7 protein-coding genes and 1 pseudogene are annotated in these 16,834 nt (G+C 62.6%); 4 read left to right on the forward strand and 4 right to left on the reverse strand.

The window, feature by feature from the left end; genetic code table 11:
* Positions 1-125: 125 nt before the first annotated feature.
* The 3 genes from ACQ4LH_RS12090 to ettA form a co-directional block, all read right to left on the reverse strand.
* The gene (locus tag ACQ4LH_RS12090; RefSeq protein WP_430697383.1) at positions 126-2,588 is read right to left on the reverse strand and encodes a Lon protease family protein; all 2,463 of its coding nucleotides are present in this window, start codon (positions 2,586-2,588) and stop codon (positions 126-128) included.
* Between the two features lie 121 nt (positions 2,589-2,709).
* Positions 2,710-3,042, reverse strand: coding sequence for a TraR/DksA family transcriptional regulator (locus ACQ4LH_RS12095; protein ID WP_430697384.1), 333 nt, complete (start codon positions 3,040-3,042; stop codon positions 2,710-2,712).
* A 149-nt stretch (positions 3,043-3,191) separates the two neighbouring features.
* Positions 3,192-4,859: an energy-dependent translational throttle protein EttA gene (gene ettA / locus ACQ4LH_RS12100; protein WP_275960645.1), complete on the reverse strand. Its 1,668-nt coding sequence runs from the start codon at positions 4,857-4,859 to the stop codon at positions 3,192-3,194.
* Positions 4,860-5,215: 356 nt separating this feature from the next.
* Here ettA and ACQ4LH_RS12105 point away from each other — a divergent pair, with 356 nt between their 5' ends.
* The 4 genes and pseudogenes from ACQ4LH_RS12105 to ACQ4LH_RS12120 all read left to right on the forward strand — a co-directional run bounded on the left by ACQ4LH_RS12105 (position 5,216) and on the right by ACQ4LH_RS12120 (position 15,412).
* Positions 5,216-9,403 (forward strand): bifunctional diguanylate cyclase/phosphodiesterase, encoded by a 4,188-nt coding sequence (locus ACQ4LH_RS12105; RefSeq protein ID WP_430697385.1) that lies wholly within the window; start codon positions 5,216-5,218, stop codon positions 9,401-9,403.
* Positions 9,404-9,528: 125 nt separating this feature from the next.
* On the forward strand, positions 9,529-10,785 hold the full coding sequence (gene glyA, locus ACQ4LH_RS12110) for a serine hydroxymethyltransferase (protein WP_430697386.1): 1,257 nt from the start codon (positions 9,529-9,531) through the stop codon (positions 10,783-10,785).
* Between the two features lie 391 nt (positions 10,786-11,176).
* Positions 11,177-14,890 (forward strand): annotated as a pseudogene (locus ACQ4LH_RS12115) (M10 family metallopeptidase C-terminal domain-containing protein); the annotation flags it as partial.
* Between the two features lie 150 nt (positions 14,891-15,040).
* The gene (locus ACQ4LH_RS12120; protein WP_430697387.1) at positions 15,041-15,412 is read left to right on the forward strand and encodes a PilZ domain-containing protein; all 372 of its coding nucleotides are present in this window, start codon (positions 15,041-15,043) and stop codon (positions 15,410-15,412) included.
* A 44-nt stretch (positions 15,413-15,456) separates the two neighbouring features.
* On the opposite strand, the gene radA is transcribed toward ACQ4LH_RS12120, so the two are convergent.
* Positions 15,457-16,821, reverse strand: a complete 1,365-nt coding sequence (gene radA / locus ACQ4LH_RS12125; RefSeq protein WP_430697388.1) for a DNA repair protein RadA — start codon at positions 16,819-16,821, stop codon at positions 15,457-15,459.
* Between the last annotated feature and the right edge of the window lie 13 nt (positions 16,822-16,834).

Here is a 16,834-nt window from a genome sequence, read left to right on the forward strand (position 1 = left end):
CCGCCTGCTGTGGATAACTGTGTGGATGAATTGAGGAAAAGCCGGCCAGAGCCAGGCGCACTGGCCGGCGGCGCAATTCGCTCAGTGACTGACCAGCCACCGGGCGAATTGTCGCAGCCGGGCGGTCATTCAGCCGCCGGCTTTTTCGCCCGTGGCTTCTTCTCGTTTGCCGCAGCAGCCGGCTCTTCCTTCTTCGGCTCCTCCTTATCGTCGTCTTCCATACCCATGGCGGCGATATCGCGCAAACGCTCAACCACCCGCGCATTGACGCTGCCTGCAGGGAACTGCCCCTTTTCATTGGGCGAACCGGCGTCCGCGCCAACCAACAGGCTCAGCGCTTCGTCGACCTGACGCACTGCGTAGATATGGAACTGCCCGGCGCGTACCGCCTGCAGTACCCGCTCATCAAGCATCAGAGTGGTGACATTGGAGTGCGGGATGATCGCGCCCTGCTCGCCGGTCAGACCGCGGGCCTCACACAGACGGAAGAAGCCTTCGATCTTCTCGTTGACCCCACCGACCGCCTGCACCTCACCGAACTGGTTGATCGAACCGGTAATGGCGAAACACTGCTTGAGCGGCGTGCGCGACAAGGCAGAGATCAGCGTGCAGACCTCGCCCAGCGATGCACTGTCACCGTCGACATAGCCGTAGGACTGCTCCAGGGCGATGCTCGCGGAAATCTCCAGGGGGAATTCCTGGGCATAACGGCTGCCCAGATAACCGGTAAGGATCATCACGCCTTTGGAGTGGATCGGCTGACCGAGATTGACCTCACGCTCGATGTCGACAATACCGCTGCCGCCCGGATAGACCGTGGCGGAAATCCGCGCTGGCACACCGAAAGCCGAGTCGCCGACTTCCAGCACGGTCAGGCCGTTGCACTTACCCACGGCCGCGCCGGCGGTGTCGATCAGGATAATCCCGGCCAGCATGTCGTCGATGATCCGCGCCGATACGCGACCGGTGCGGGTGGCCTTGGCCTTTAGCGCACGCTCGATATGCCCGGCGTCGGTCACTTCATCCCCCGCCAGGCTGCGGATAAAGTCAGCCTCGCTGACCAGCTGGAACAGATCGCCAATACGCGCCGACAGACGCCCCTGGTGCTCGGCCAGGCGCGCGCTGTAGGTCGCAACCCGCGCCACAGCAGCAGCGGTCAGCGGCGCCATGCCCTCTTCCGAGGTGCGGGTTTTCATCAGCTGGGCGAACTGCTCGAGGCTGTCGTCGGCCAGCGGGATGTCTTCATCGAAGTCGACCAGCACACGGAACATCTCCTGGAAGTCCGGATCGAGGTCCTGCAGCGTGTAATACAGCTGACGCGAGCCGATGATCACCACCTTGAGGTGCAGCGGAATCATCTGCGGGGTCAGGGTCACAGTGGCGATGCGGCCGAGATCACCCAGCGGCGACTCCATCTTCAGCTGGCGCGATTGCAGGGCGCGCTTGAGCGCATCCCAGACAAACGGCTCGCCGAGCATCTTCTCTGCTTCAAGAATCAGAAAACCGCCGTTGGCGCGGTGCAACGCACCGGGACGCAGCTGGCGGTAGCTGGTGTAAAGCGCGCCCTGGTCGGTGTTGTATTCGATGCGGCCAAACAGATTGTCGTAGGTCGGGTGCGGCTCGAACACCACCGGTGCGCCACCCTGGGCGTGATGGCCGACTACCAGGCTCGGGCAGTACTGCTCTTCGAGCAGCTTGCGCGTCTGGGCGTCGGCCTTTTCCACTTCGACCAACTGATCGACCACGGTTTTCAGCAGATTGACCTGCACCGCCTGCAGGTAGGCGCAGACTCCGGCGTTTTCCGCGTACTTCTGCGACAGCGGCGCGAGCAGCGGCTGCAGGGCGATGGTGATGGTTTCTTCATTGAGCTGACGCAGCAGGTTGCTCGACTCGCGCTTCCACTGCGGCAGGCTGGACAGCTCCTCGTTGAGGCGCTCTTCCAGGGTGGCGATATCGGCATGAAAGCGCTCACGCTCGGCTTCCGGCAACTGAGCGAACTCTGCCTCATCCAGCGCCTTGCCATCGAGCATCGGGGTGAAAGCGATATTGCTGCTGTCACGGTATAGAGCGACGCTCTTTTCCAGCGACAGGCGCTCGACCACATCCAGGGCCTGGTCGTAGCGCTTGTTGAAGTCGCGGTCGATGGCGTTCTTTTTCTGCTGGAACGAAGGGTGCTCGAACACCGCCGGGAAGGTCGCCAGCAAGTTATCGATCAGGCCATTGATATCGGCGAGAAACTCGCCAGCAGTACCGGACGGCAGCTCCAGTGCACGCGGCTCGCGCGGCTCGTCAAAATGGTTGACGTACACCCGGTCAGCCGGGGTCTCCAGGCGCTTGGCTTCGGCCTTGAGGTAGCGTTTGACGAAGGAGAAACGCCCGGTGCCGGGCTCGCCCATGACAAACACGTTGTAGCCGGGACGCGGCATTGCCACGCCGAACTGCAGCGCCTCGACGGCGCGTTCCTGGCCCAATACGCCACGGAAGGGCTCCAGGTCTTCGGTATCGGTAAAGTTGAACTGCTCAGGAGAAAAGGGACGGGTAAGTGCTTCAGGTGCCAACCGCAAATGGGCTGCGACGGAGTCTGGCATTGGAAATCCTTGGACGGGGGCCTGGTGGAAATCATGGCCGCATCGGCCCGCATCCACAAGCCATAAGCTCAATCGCGCGCCTCTTCATTTAGCCGTCGGTAGGCGAGCACAACATCCTTGTTCAGCTGGCTTGATCCTGCATATCGGCACAGATCAGGCAATATTCGGCAGCAGGCATGGCCTGCAAGCGCGCAGGGCTGATGGCCTCGCCACAGCGCAGGCACAGGCCGTAATGCCCCTCGGCCAGACGCAGTTTGGCCAGGCCAACCTGACGCAACCCAGCCTCGGCTTCAGCCAGCAGCGCTTCCAGTACCTCATCGTTCTGCCGTTGCTGCGCCTGCTCGGCAAAATCCGCCGAGTGCGTGCGCGCCAGGTCCTGGCGAATCGCATTGGCGCGAGCGCTGTATTCATTTAATAGGGTGTAGAGCGCGACATGGGGGTCGAAGGCAGGCATGCGGTAGTCCTCGGGAACACTGTGTTCAGTGTGGCCCCAGCACTAGACCGACGCACTGCCGCAGATCAGTGCTTTGCAACTTTTGCTAACGCGCGGCGCCTGCAAAGAAAAACGGAGCCATGCGGCTCCGTTTTGCAGTACAGCGTGGCTTACTGGGCCAGCTTCTTGTAACGCACACGGTGCGGCTGCGCGGCAGCGTCGCCCAGGCGCTTTTTACGGTCAGCTTCGTACTCGGTGTAGTTGCCTTCGAAGAACTCGATATGCGAGTCGTCTTCGTACGCCAGGATGTGGGTCGCCACGCGATCCAGGAACCAGCGATCGTGAGAGATCACAATGGCGGCGCCAGGGAAATCGAGCAGCGCTTCTTCCAGCGAACGCAGGGTTTCCACGTCGAGGTCGTTGGACGGTTCGTCCAGCAGCAGCACGTTGGCGCCCTCTTTCAGGGTCAGGGCCAGGTGCAGACGGCCGCGCTCACCGCCGGAGAGGTCCTTGACGAACTTCTGCTGGTCGCCGCCCTTGAAGTTGAAGCGCCCGACGTAGGTGCGCGACGGCACTTCATAGTTGCCGATCTTGATCATGTCGGAACCGCCAGACACGGCTTCCCACACGGTCTTACTGCCGTCGAGGTCGTCGCGGCTCTGGTCGACGCAGGCCAACTGCACGGTTTCACCGATCTCGATGCTGCCCGAGTCCGGCTGCTCCTTGCCCATCAGCATGCGGAACAGGGTCGACTTACCGGCACCGTTACCGCCGATCACGCCGACGATGGCGCCCTTGGGCATGCTGAACGACAGGTTGTCGATCAGCGCGCGGTCGCCGTAACCCTTGCTGACGTTAACGAAGTCGATGACCTTGTCGCCCAGACGCGGGCCGACCGGGATATAGATCTCGTTGGTCTCGCTGCGCTTCTGGAATTCCTGCGACTGCATTTCTTCGAAACGCTGCAGACGTGCCTTGGACTTGGACTGGCGGGCTTTGGCGCCTTTGCGCACCCACTCCAGCTCTTCCTTCATGGCCTTTTCATGGGCCGACTGCTGCTTGGATTCCTGGGCCAGACGATCCGACTTGGCTTCCAGCCAACCCGAGTAGTTGCCCTCGTACGGAATACCGGCGCCGCGGTCGAGCTCGAGAATCCAGCCGGCAACGTTATCCAGGAAGTAACGGTCGTGGGTGATCGCGACCACAGTGCCGGGGAAGTCATGGAGGAAGTGCTCCAGCCAGGCCACCGAGTCGGCGTCCAGGTGGTTGGTCGGTTCGTCGAGCAGCAGCATGTCAGGAGCCGACAGCAGCAGACGGCACAGGGCCACACGGCGCTTCTCACCACCGGAGAGGAATTCCACCTTGGCATCCCAGGCCGGCAGGCGCAAAGCATCGGCGGCGACTTCCAGCTGACGCTCGAGGTTATGGCCGTCGCTGGTTTGCAGGATGGCTTCGAGCTTGGCCTGTTCGGCGGCCAGCTTGTCGAAGTCGGCATCCGGCTCGGCGTAAGCGGCGTAGACCTGATCCAGACGCGCCTGGGCGTCCTTGATCTGGCTCACGGCCTCTTCCACCACTTCGCGCACGGTCTTGCTCGGGTCGAGCTGCGGCTCCTGCGGCAGATAGCCGATATTCAGCTCCGGCATCGGACGGGCTTCGCCGTCGAACTCGGTGTCGACGCCGGCCATGATCTTCAGCAGGGTGGATTTACCCGAACCGTTGAGGCCGAGTACGCCGATCTTGGCGCCTGGGAAGAACGACAGGGAGATGTTCTTGAGGATTTCCCGCTTCGGCGGTACGACTTTGCCGAGCCGATGCATGGTGTAAACGTATTGAGCCATGATGACCTTGGTTCTGGGTTGAAACGAAAGAGAAGCCGCCAACTGATGCGTGTAGCCTGAGGCCACACGGCGGGGACGGAGCCGCCAGGCGCTACCTGCGCAGCGTCGTTTGCATACAGTCACGCGCGCGTGCGGCAAAGCTACCGGAATGCGCCGAGCAGGGCAAACGACGCTCGTCGGCAGCGCTGGCACTTTGCCACGGTTATGGCATGCTAGCCGCCCCCTGCCTGCCGGCCGTAACGCGCACCCGCCAGGGACTCAGCCCATCGCCGCCCAGCCCCCCAGGATGTAGGTCTTTGCCAACAGTCACGCCCCCAACCACACCGCGTGCACCCGGCGCTCCGCCGGCTGAGACGATGCGTGGGCCGACGCGTGGCGCACTGGTGGTGCTGGTCCTGAGCATGCTGGTGTTGCTGCTCTGGCAACTGCGTCAGGAATCCCAGCAGCTGCTCGACAACCAGCGCCAGCTGGGCCTGGCCTACAGTTCGCAGCTGGCCAATCACCTGGGCCTGAACATGGAGCTCAAGGCCAGCGCCGGCCAGGCTTTGCTGCAGAGCCACGTACTGCCGCCAAGCAACCCGGATGAGCTGGAAGAGCTGCTGCACACCCTGCGTGGCGTATTCCCGACCCTGCGCAGCCTGGCCTGGGTGAATAGCCAAGGCCGGATTATCGCCGACAGCCATGCGCCCACCGAAGACGCCCTGTATCTCAGTGAGTTGCTGGCGCGCGGGCGCAGCGACAGTTTCTTCTACACCTTCAGTGCCAACGACAACGGCCGTATCTACCTGCTACTGCGGCATAACCCCGACAGCGCCGCCAGCGGTTTCTGGGTGCTGCGCCTGACCAATCAGGCACTGAACAGCTGGCTGCAGGAGCATCATCAAAGCCCGCACCAGTGGCAACTGGAAGACCGTAATGCGCAGCGCGTGATTGCCCGCAACGCCTCACAGAACGCTAGCGACTCCTCGGTACCGCCGCCGGTCACCGCAGAAAATCTCGACCAGAGCATGCTGGAAACCCCGCTCAAGGGCAGCGACTGGCAGCTGCGCGCACTGTTCAATGAACGCAAGGTGCGCGCCCAGCAACTGCCACAACAGGCCAGCAAGCTGCTGCTGTTTATCCTCTGCGCCACCCTGACGCTGCTTGCGCTGTATCGCCTGCTGAATGAACAACGCAACCTGCACGCACTGAATACCGCCTCGCGGCGCTCGCTACAGCAGGCTGCCAGCGTACTCGGAGCCATCGAGGAGCGCGTGCTGGTCACCGACAGCAACGGCCAGCTGCAATATCTCAATCCGCAGGCCGAGGTGATGTTCGGCCTGAGCAACGACGAGGCGCGCGACTGGCACCTGCTCAAACTGCTGCCACGTCTCGACCCGCTGCTGTTGCACGACACGGCTCTGCACAACGACCTCGGCCCGGACCTGGTGGAAATCCAGCAGAACGGCGTCGCCCACCTGTACGACATCAGCCGCAGCGACTTGAGCGAAGACCACAAACGCACCGGCTTCGTCTGGGTGCTGCGCGATGTCACCGAAGAACAGCACGCCTCACACGTGCTGCAGGAAACCCGCCGGCGTTATCAGGACATCTTCGACGGCACCGGCACCGCGCTGTGCGTGCTCGACCTCGCCGAGCTGCAGCGCTACCTGCAACAGCAGCAACTGCGCAACATGAACAGCCTGCAACGCTGGCTGGACGCCGACCCGCAGCACCATGTCGAGCTCTGCCAGCGCCTGCGCCTGACCGAAACCAACCAGGTTGCCCTGCAACTGCTCGGCGTCGACTCCAATCAGCAAGCCTGGCAGCACCTGTTCAACGGCGGGCCGCTGCGCCCGGAAGGTTTCCGCATGCAGCTGGTCAGCGCCCTGCTCAGCGGCAGCGGCCAGCTGGAAATGGAACGCCAGATCCTTACCCCGCAGGGCCACGAGCGCCACCTGTGGATGTTGCTGCGTCTGCCGGAAAGCATCGACGACCTGCAGGCCGTGACCCTCAGTATCAGCGACATCACCAACCGCAAGCGCATCGAAACCTCGCTGATCGAGCGCGAGCGCTTCTGGTCCGATGTGGTCAGCGCGGTGCCCGATACCATTTATGTGCACGACATCGCCGGCAAGCGGGTGATGTACAGCAACAACCACCTCGGCCCGCAGCTGGGCTACAGCAAGGCGGAAATGCACCAGCTCGGCGAGCGGCTGTGGGAGAAGATCCTGCATCCCGACGATGTCGAGCTGTACCAGCGCATGCGCAATATCCAGCAGGTGCAGGGCAACGGCCTGCTGATGCAGTTCGAGCTGCGCTGGCGGCACCGCGATGGCAGCTGGCACTGGTTCGATATCCGCGAGCAGGCGCTGTCACGCGACGCCAAGGGCCGGGTCAGCCGGCTGATCGGCGTGGCCAAGGACATCACCGAACAGATCACCCACAGCGAATCCCTGCGCACCAGCGAGCAGCGCTATCGCCTGCTGGCGGAAAGCATCAGCGACGTGATCTTCTCAACCGGCAGCGATCTGCAGCTCAACTACGTCAGCCCCTCGGTGATGCCGGTGCTCGGCTATGACAGCGAGTGGGCGTTGGCCAACGGCTTCCAGAGCCTGGCCACCAATCCGCGTCAGCTAAGCGGCTTCTACGCCCTGCTCGACCGTGTGCGCAACGCCCTCGGCGACCCGCAGCGGCTGGCCGAGCTGCGCGCCGAGTTTCTACCGCAGCTGTTTGTCTTCGACTGCCTGCGCGCCGATGGCAAGAAGATTCCGATAGAACTGCGCCTGGTACCGATGTGGGATGACAGCGGGCGCTTCGAAGGCCTGCTCGGCGTCGGCCGCGACATCAGCCTGCAGCGCCGCGCCGAGAAAGACCTGCGCATGGCCGCCACGGTATTCGAGCACTCCACGGCGGCGATTCTGGTGACCGATCCGGCTGGTTATATCGTGCAGGTCAACAACGCGTTCAGCCGGGTCAGCGGCTACAGCTCCAAGCAGATTCTCGACCAGTTGCCGAGCATGCTCACCGCCGACACCCAGCAGGCCAGTCACCTGGCCTATGTGGTCAAACAGCTCAACCAGCAGGGCAGCTGGGAAGGCGAGGTGTGGCTCAAGCGCCGCAGCGGCGAAAAATTCCCGGCCTGGGTCGGCATTACGGCGGTCAAGGACGATGAAGGCGACCTGGTCAGCTACGTGTGCTTCTTCAGCGACATCAGCGAGCGCAAGGCCAGCGAGCAGCGCATCCACCGCCTGGCCTACTACGACGCCCTGACCCAGCTGCCCAACCGCACGCTGTTCCAGGACCGCCTGCACAGCGCCCTGCAGCACGGCGCGCGGCACCAGGAATGGGTGGCGCTGATGTTCCTCGATCTCGACCGTTTCAAGCCGATCAACGACTCCCTCGGCCACGCCGCCGGCGACCGCATGCTCAAGGAAGTGGCGGTGCGCCTGGCCGCCTGCGTCGACAGTGACGACACCGTGGCGCGCATGGGTGGCGACGAGTTCACCCTGCTGCTGCAATCGCAGAGCGACCGCGAAGGCGCACTGAAACGCGCGATCCATGTCGGCGAGCAGATTCTCGCCAGCCTGGCGCAGCCGTTTATCCTCGAAGGCCGCGAGTTCTTCGTCACCGCCAGTATCGGCATCGCCCTCAGCCCGCAGGACGGCAACGAGCTGAGCCAGCTGATGAAGAACGCCGACACGGCGATGTACCACGCCAAGGAGCGCGGCAAGAACAACTTCCAGTTCTACCAGGCCGATATGAACGCCAGCGCCCTGCAGCGCCTGGAGCTGGAAAGCGACCTGCGCCACGCCCTCGAACAGGGCGAGTTCAAACTGTATTACCAGCCGCAATTCTCCGGCGACGGCAAACGCCTGACCGGCGCCGAAGCGTTGCTGCGCTGGCAGCATCCGCAGCGCGGCCTGGTGCCGCCGAACGACTTTATTCCGGTGCTCGAAGAGTTGGGCCTGGTGGTGCAGGTCGGCGACTGGGTGCTGCGCGAAGCCTGCCGCCAGCTGGCCGAATGGCACGAGGCGAAGATTCGCGTACCGAAGATTTCGGTCAACCTCTCGGCCCGTCAGTTTGCTGAAGGTGATCTGCACGAGCGGATCGCGCAGACTCTTCAGCACAGCGGCATTCCCGCCGGCTGCCTGGAGCTGGAGTTGACCGAAAGCATCCTCATGGAAGACGTGGCTAACGCCATGCTGACCCTCAGCAGCCTGAAGAAACTCGGCGTGTTTATCGCCATCGACGACTTCGGCACCGGCTACAGCTCGCTGAACTACCTCAAGCAGTTCCCCATCGACGTGCTGAAGATCGACCGCAGCTTTGTCGACGGCCTGCCCCATGGCGAGCAGGATGGCCAGATTGCCCGGGCGATCATCGCCATGGCCCACAGCCTCAACCTCACGGTAATCGCCGAAGGCGTGGAAACCCTGGCTCAGCTGGACTTCCTGCGCGGCCACGACTGCGACGAAGTGCAGGGTTTCCTGCTCGGCAGGCCAATGCCGGCGCACCAGTTCACCGCCCTGTTTACCGGCACCGCGCTGTTTATGCTCGGCTGAAGCACGCCCGCGCATGAGCCCCGCTTGTCCGCCAGATGACCACGCTTCATATGCCTGTTTAGTACGGATGGGGTAGAATTCGCCCCCTCTTTCTACCGCCCAGCTGATTTTCTCAGGGGAATGCTATGTTCAGCCGTGATTTGACTATCGCCCGTTATGACGCCGAATTGTTTGCCGCGATGGAGCAAGAAGCCCAGCGCCAGGAACATCACATCGAGCTGATCGCCTCGGAGAACTACACCAGCCCAGCGGTGATGGAAGCCCAAGGCTCGGTACTGACCAACAAGTACGCCGAAGGCTATCCGGGCAAGCGTTATTACGGCGGTTGCGAATACGTCGACATCGTCGAGCAACTGGCCATCGACCGCGCCAAGCAGCTGTTCGGTGCCGACTACGCCAACGTCCAGCCGCACTCAGGCAGCCAAGCTAACAGCGCCGTGTATATGGCCCTGCTGGAAGCCGGCGACACCGTACTGGGCATGAGCCTGGCCCACGGCGGCCACCTGACTCACGGCGCCAGCGTCAGCTTCTCCGGCAAGATGTACAACCCCGTGCAGTACGGCATCGACAACGTCACCGGCCTGATCGACTACGACGAAGTCGAGCGCCTGGCCGTTGAGCACAAGCCGAAGATGATCATCGCCGGCTTCAGCGCCTACTCGCAGGTTCTCGACTTCCCACGCTTCCGCGCCATCGCGGACAAAGTCGGCGCTTACCTGTTTGTCGACATGGCTCACGTAGCCGGTCTGGTTGCTGCTGGTGTATACCCGAACCCGGTGCCGTTCGCCGACGTGGTTACCACCACCACTCACAAAACCCTGCGCGGCCCGCGCGGCGGCCTGATCCTCGCGCGTGCTAACGAAGCGCTGGAGAAGAAATTCAACTCTGCGGTATTCCCAGGCGGCCAAGGTGGCCCGCTGGAGCACGTGATCGCCGCCAAGGCAGTGTGCTTCAAGGAAGCCCTGCAGCCTGAGTTCAAGGCCTACCAGCAGCAAGTGATCAAGAACGCCCAGGCCATGGCCAGCGTGTTTATCGAAAACGGCTACGACGTAGTGTCCGGCGGTACTGAAAACCACCTGTTCCTGCTGTCCCTGATCAAGCAAGACATCACCGGTAAAGACGCCGACGCCGCCCTGGGTCGCGCCTTTATCACCGTGAACAAGAACAGCGTACCGAACGACCCACGTTCGCCATTCGTCACCTCCGGCCTGCGCATCGGCACCCCAGCCGTGACCACCCGCGGCTTCAAGGAAGACGAGTGCCGCGCACTGGCTGGCTGGATCTGCGAAATCCTCGCCAACCTGGGTGACGACGCCGTTGAAGCGCGTATTCGCGAGCAGGTTAAAGCGGTCTGCGCCAAGTTCCCGGTATACGGCAACTAAGTGACTCGCCCAGGCGGCCCATAGCGCCAGCCTGGGAAATCGCACGACCGTCCGTCGGTAATAAAATGCCCGCATTGAGAGATGCGGGCATTTTTTATGCGTCCAAAAACCCGAGGTGCAATGCCTTGGTGCCTGTTTGCAAGGCCGCCAGCCGCCCAGTGAATGACGCCAAATTTCCTCCGTACGCCCCGTACTCATTGACGCCCAACCCTTGACGCAGAGCGCTTTAACCGGCGCAGCACGCTTGCTCTGAGGCGCTGTCACAGCGACTGCAGCGGGCTCTCGAAGCCATGCGCATCCGTGTATTGGCTTTAAGGCGCCGCTCACAGCAGCTGGCGGAGGAGACTGCATGCTTTCCATGGCAAATGGCACCGGCGACCCATTACTGGAACTCGAAGGCAGCAGTGGCAATGACAACCTGATTGGTAGCTCAGACGATGAGCTGCTGCGCGGCCAGGCCGGCGACGACAAGCTCAATGGCGGTGCCGGCAACGATGTACTGGTTGGCGGCGCGGGCCGTGACACCCTCACTGGCGGAGCCGGCGCGGACACCTTTCGCTTCAGCGAACTGGCCGACAGCTACCGCACCAACAGCACCCTGCACGCCGACCTGATCACCGATTTCGACGGTACCCTAGATCGCCTCGACCTCTCCGCCCTCGGTTTCAGCGCACTGGGCAATGGTTACAACGGCACCCTGCTGCTCAGCTACAGCAGCACCAGCGACCGCACCTACCTGAAATCCTTTGAAGCCGATGCCAGCGGCAACCGCTTCGAACTGGGCATCCAGGGCAACCAGCTGACGACGCTAAACCCCACCAATATCCTGTTTACCGCCAACACTCAGGCCAACAACGCCCCCGTACTCAACGAGCCATTGCTGGATCAGAGCCTCAGTGAAAACAACTCGTTCACCTTCGGCTTCTCCGCGTCCAGCTTCACCGACCCGGATGGCGACAACCTGAGTTACAGCGCCACTCAAAGCAATGTGGCGACTCTGCCATCCTGGCTGGCCTTCAACGCCACCACCCTGACCTTCAACGGCATGCCTGGGCTCGGCACGGCAGGTGCCTATGAGATCACCCTGAGTGCCAGCGACGGGCGCGGCAGCACGTTCACCGACAGTTTCCTGATCAACATCCGCGCCGCGCCGGAGGGCGAGCTGATCTTGTGGGGCAGCGAGGGCAATGACCGCCTGCTGGGCACCTCCGCGGATGAAACCCTGCAAGGCATGGCCGGCGTCGACACGCTGCTCGGTGGCGGCGGCAACGATCTGCTGCTCGGCGGCGCCGGGCGTGACAGCCTTACCGGCGGCGACGGCGCGGACACCTTTCGCTTCAGCGAACTGCAGGACAGCTACCGCAATGGCAGCCTGAACAACGACACCATCACCGACTTCGATGCCACGCTAGACCGCCTCGACCTCAGTGGACTCGGCTTCACCGCACTGGGCAATGGCTACAACGGCACCCTGCTGCTCAGCTACAGCAGCGCCAGCGATCGGACCTACCTGAAATCCCTGGAGCACGACCTCAGCGGCAACCGCTTCGAGCTGGCCCTGCACGGCAATCACCTGAACAGCCTGAACGCCACTAACGTATTTTTCGACACCTCACCGCCGCCCCCGCCACCACCGCCTCCTCCACCGCCGCCGCCCACTCCGCTGGGCACGGTGGGCGACGACATACTCAACGGCAGCGACGCTGACGAAGTGCTTTTAGGCTATGCCGGGGCAGACAAAATCAATGGCGGCGCGGGCAACGATGTGCTCGACGGCGGCGCCGGCAAAGACAGCCTGACCGGTGGCGAAGGCAGCGACATCTTCCGTTTCAGCGGCGCACTCGACAGCTACCGCAACTACGGCCCCGCCGACATCAGCGCCGCCGACACCATCACCGACTTCGCCGCCGGCGTGGACAAGATCGACCTCTCGGCCCTGGGCTACACCGGCCTGGGCAATGGCTACGACCACACGCTGTACCTGACCCTGAACGACACGGGCACCAAGACCTCCCTGAAGTCCCGCGAGCCTGATGCCGATGGCAACAGCTTCGAGATTGCCCTGAACGGCAATCACCTGAACAGCCTGAGCGCGGCGGACTTTATCTTTGCCGAGCCCACGCCGCAGAACACCCTCTTCGTGCCCACGCTCGGCCAATCCAACGCCAGGCTGCTGCGCATGTTCTCCAGCGACGAAGAGTCAGGCGTCACCGAAATGGTCAGCCAGCTGACCCGCTATACCGACTTCGACAAGGTCGAAAGCCTGTTCTTTGATCAGGACGCCAACCCCGTGGACATCGCCGTCGGTGGCAGCACCGTCACCGGCCGCTCGACGGCCACTGATGTGGAGAAGGCCAAGGCCTGGTGGTACAGCGACACCGACCAACCCGGCGAGGCGCTGCTGCAGGCCGTCGCCAACCTCAGCAGCCAGCTGGCAACCCTTCTAGCCAAAGGCAGCGTGACCATGGCCATCGTTTGGGGCCAGGGCGAAGACAACGCCATGAGCTATGCCACCGCCACTGATCAGCAGGCTGAAATCGAGCTGTACAAGAGTAATACGCTGAAAGTCTTCGACTACCTGAAAACCCAGCTGGGCACCCCGGACCTAGTCTTCTACCTGATGCTGACCGGCAACTACCAGCAAGAGGCGGCCGCCTTGCGCGGTTACAGTGCAGCGGAAATTGCCGGCATCGTCGCGGGCACCGAAGCCATCCGCGAGGCGCAACTGGAACTGGCCGCCAGCCGTAGCGATGTGAAAATCGCGGTGGACTACAGCGACCTGCCGATGCGCTATGACGTCGATCCGCTGACCTATTACTACGATGTTTGGCATATGACCGGCGATGCCAGTGAAATCATCGGCCAGCGCCTGGCGGACTTTATCGCCAACGACCTGGGCTACCAGAGCGATGCCCACGACAACAACGACCCCAGCACGCTCTCCCTGTACCCCGCCAGACAGATTCTCGGCACTGACGGCGACGACCTGCTGCTCGGCACGCTAGGCGCCGACACCCTCGACGGCGGCCTGGGCAATGACTTTATGGAAGGCGGCGATGGCAGCGATGTCTATCTCGTCGACAGCGCCGGCGATCAGGTTGTGGAGAACGGCACCGGTGTTGAGGACTATGACACCGTCGTGGCATCGATCAGCTGGACCCTCGGCGATAACCTGGAAAACCTGCTGCTGGTCGGCCCGCAAGCGCTCAACGGCAGCGGCAACAGCCTCGACAACATCATTCGTGGAAATGCCGCAGACAACGTACTGGATGGCGGCGCGGGGGCCGACGTGCTGCTCGGCGACGTGGGCAATGACAGCTACTTCGTCGACAACGCTGGCGATCTGGTAGTCGAAGGTGCGGACGAGGGGACTGATCGGGTGTTCAGCAACCTGACCAGCTACACCCTGGCCAGTAATATCGAAATCCTCCACCTGATCGCCCCCGGCAACTCCAACGGTACCGGCAATGCCCTGGATAACCTCATCTTCGCAAGCTCCGGGGATAACATCCTCAACGGCGGGCTCGGCAACGACAGCCTGTCTTACGCCTATGCCGTGGCTGGCATCAGCGTCACCCTGGTCACGACACAAGCCCAGGATACTGGCGGTTCCGGGTTCGACTCGCTACGTGGCTTGGAAAACCTGATCGGCAGCGACTATGACGACATTCTGAGCGGCGGTTCCGGCAATAACATCCTGCAGGGCGGAGCCGGCAACGACGTGCTTAATGGCCTGGCCGGCAATGACGTGCTCGACGGTGGCGCCGGTGCCGACTACCTGAATGGTGGCAGCGGCGCTGATCGCTATGTGTTCAGTAAGCTCAGCGACATGCTCACGGGTGAGCTGCACGACCTGATTTACGGTTTCAAGAGCAGTGAAGGCGACCTGATCGATCTGTCGGCACTGGATGCCAATCCCTTGACCGCCGCCCACGACGCGTTCAGCTTTATCGGCAACGCCGCCTTCAGCGAGCAGGATGCCAGCGGCCAACTGCGCTTCGCCGACGGCGTGCTGTATGGCAGCACCAACGCGGGCAGCGGCGCGGAGTTTATGATCGGGCTGCTCGGCGCAACCACGTTTTCCGCAAACGACCTGTACGGCTAGGCGCGGCTACCGGGGTGCCGCCAGCCACTACTGCGGGCTTATTTAGCTGCCGCTTCAGTTACTATCCGCGCCAGATATTCGCCCAGATAAAACCAGCCAGCGCCAGCAGGCTTGGCTATAGTGGATAAAACCTCGCAGGAGTTTCTTTGCATGAGCGAAACAGCCAATGAGCGTCGGCGCTTTCACCGCATCGCTTTCGACGCCCCCACCGAGATAGTGCAAGGGGAACGGCGCTGGGCGGTCGAACTGCATGACGTGTCGCTGAAAGGCCTGCTGATCAAGCGCCCCAACGGCTGGAATGGCGACCCCAACCAGCCGTTTGACGCAAGCATCCAGCTGGCCGACGACACCCGCGTGCTGATGGAAGTGGTACTGACCCGCACCCAGGACGACCTGCTCGGCTTTGTCTGCCGACATATCGATCTCGACTCGATCAGCCATCTGCGTCGCCTGGTGGAACTCAACCTTGGCGATGACAGCCTGCTGGAACGCGAACTCGCCGCCCTCGGCGAAGACGAGTAAACAAAAAGGAGGCCTAGGCCTCCTTTTTCATGCCCACTGTTCAGCTACTCGAACAGCGCATCCAGCGCCTGCTCCAGGCGCGTTACGGCAATCACCTGCAACCCTGGCGGCGGATCTTTCGGCGCATTGCCCTTGGGCACAATGGCACGTTTGAAGCCGTGCTTGGCCGCCTCTTTCAGACGCTCCTGGCCACTCGGCACCGGACGAATCTCTCCAGACAGACCTACCTCGCCAAATACCAGCAAATCATGCGGCAGCGGCTTGTTGCGCAGGCTGGAAATCACTGCGGCCATCAGCGCCAGATCCGATGCGGTTTCCAGCACCTTGACCCCGCCAACCACGTTTAGGAATACGTCCTGATCATAGGTCGGGATGCCGCCATGCCGATGCAGCACGGCCAGCAGCATGGCCAGACGGTTCTGATCCAGGCCCAGGGTGACGCGGCGCGGGTTGGCCATATGGCTGGTGTCGACCAGCGCCTGCACTTCCACCAGCATCGGCCGGGTGCCTTCCCAGGTGGCCATCACCACACTGCCAGGAACTTCTTCCTGGGCGCGGGTAAGGAAGATCGCCGAGGGATTGGTGACCTCTTTCAGGCCCTTGTCGGTCATGCCGAACACGCCCAGTTCATTGATCGCGCCAAAGCGATTCTTTACCGCGCGCAGCAGACGCAGACGGCCGTCGGATTCACCTTCGAAATACAGCACGGTGTCGACCATGTGTTCAAGCACACGCGGCCCGGCCAGCGAGCCCTCCTTGGTCACGTGACCAACCAGAAAGATCGCCGTGCCGCTCTGCTTGGCAAAGCGCACCAGCAGCGCCGCACTCTCGCGCACCTGAGACACGCCACCGGGTGCCGAGGAAAGTTGTTCGGTAAATATGGTCTGGATCGAGTCGATCACCATCACCTTGGGCTTTTCTACCCGCGCGGTGGCGATGATGCTTTCGATGCAGGTTTCGGTCATCACCTTGAGCTTGTCTTCCGGCAAGCCCAGGCGGCGGGCGCGCATGGCCACCTGCTGCTGGGATTCCTCACCAGTGACATACAGCGCGGGAAAGCGCGTGGCGATATTGCACAAGGTCTGCAGCAGGATGGTCGACTTGCCGATACCGGGGTCGCCGCCGATCAGCACCACCGAACCGTCCACCAGGCCGCCGCCGAGCACGCGGTCCAGCTCGCCTGATGCAGTAGAGAAGCGCGGCACTTCCTCGACACTGACCTCGGCCAGGGTCTTGATCTGCGCCTGTTCGCCGGCCCAGCCCGCGCGCCCACTGGGGGTGGCGGCATTGGCCTCGATCAGGGTCTCGATCAGGGTGTTCCAGGCCCCACACTCGCCGCACTGGCCGGCCCATTTGGGAAAGGTCGCGCCGCACTCGGTGCAGCCATACATGCGCTTGGCCTTGGCCATGCCGGACTCCTAT

The organism is Pseudomonas peli, assembly GCF_050563605.1.
GTDB lineage: Bacteria > Pseudomonadota > Gammaproteobacteria > Pseudomonadales > Pseudomonadaceae > Aquipseudomonas > Aquipseudomonas peli_A.

Coding starts and splice junctions, on each gene's coding strand:
- ACQ4LH_RS12090 (WP_430697383.1), bottom strand. CDS start 2,588: ATGCCAGACTCCGTCGCAGCCCATTTGCGGTTGGCACCTGAAGCACTT.
- ACQ4LH_RS12095 (WP_430697384.1), bottom strand. CDS start 3,042: ATGCCTGCCTTCGACCCCCATGTCGCGCTCTACACCCTATTAAATGAA.
- ettA (WP_275960645.1), bottom strand. CDS start 4,859: ATGGCTCAATACGTTTACACCATGCATCGGCTCGGCAAAGTCGTACCG.
- ACQ4LH_RS12105 (WP_430697385.1), top strand. CDS start 5,216: ATGCGTGGGCCGACGCGTGGCGCACTGGTGGTGCTGGTCCTGAGCATG.
- glyA (WP_430697386.1), top strand. CDS start 9,529: ATGTTCAGCCGTGATTTGACTATCGCCCGTTATGACGCCGAATTGTTT.
- ACQ4LH_RS12120 (WP_430697387.1), top strand. CDS start 15,041: ATGAGCGAAACAGCCAATGAGCGTCGGCGCTTTCACCGCATCGCTTTC.
- radA (WP_430697388.1), bottom strand. CDS start 16,821: ATGGCCAAGGCCAAGCGCATGTATGGCTGCACCGAGTGCGGCGCGACC.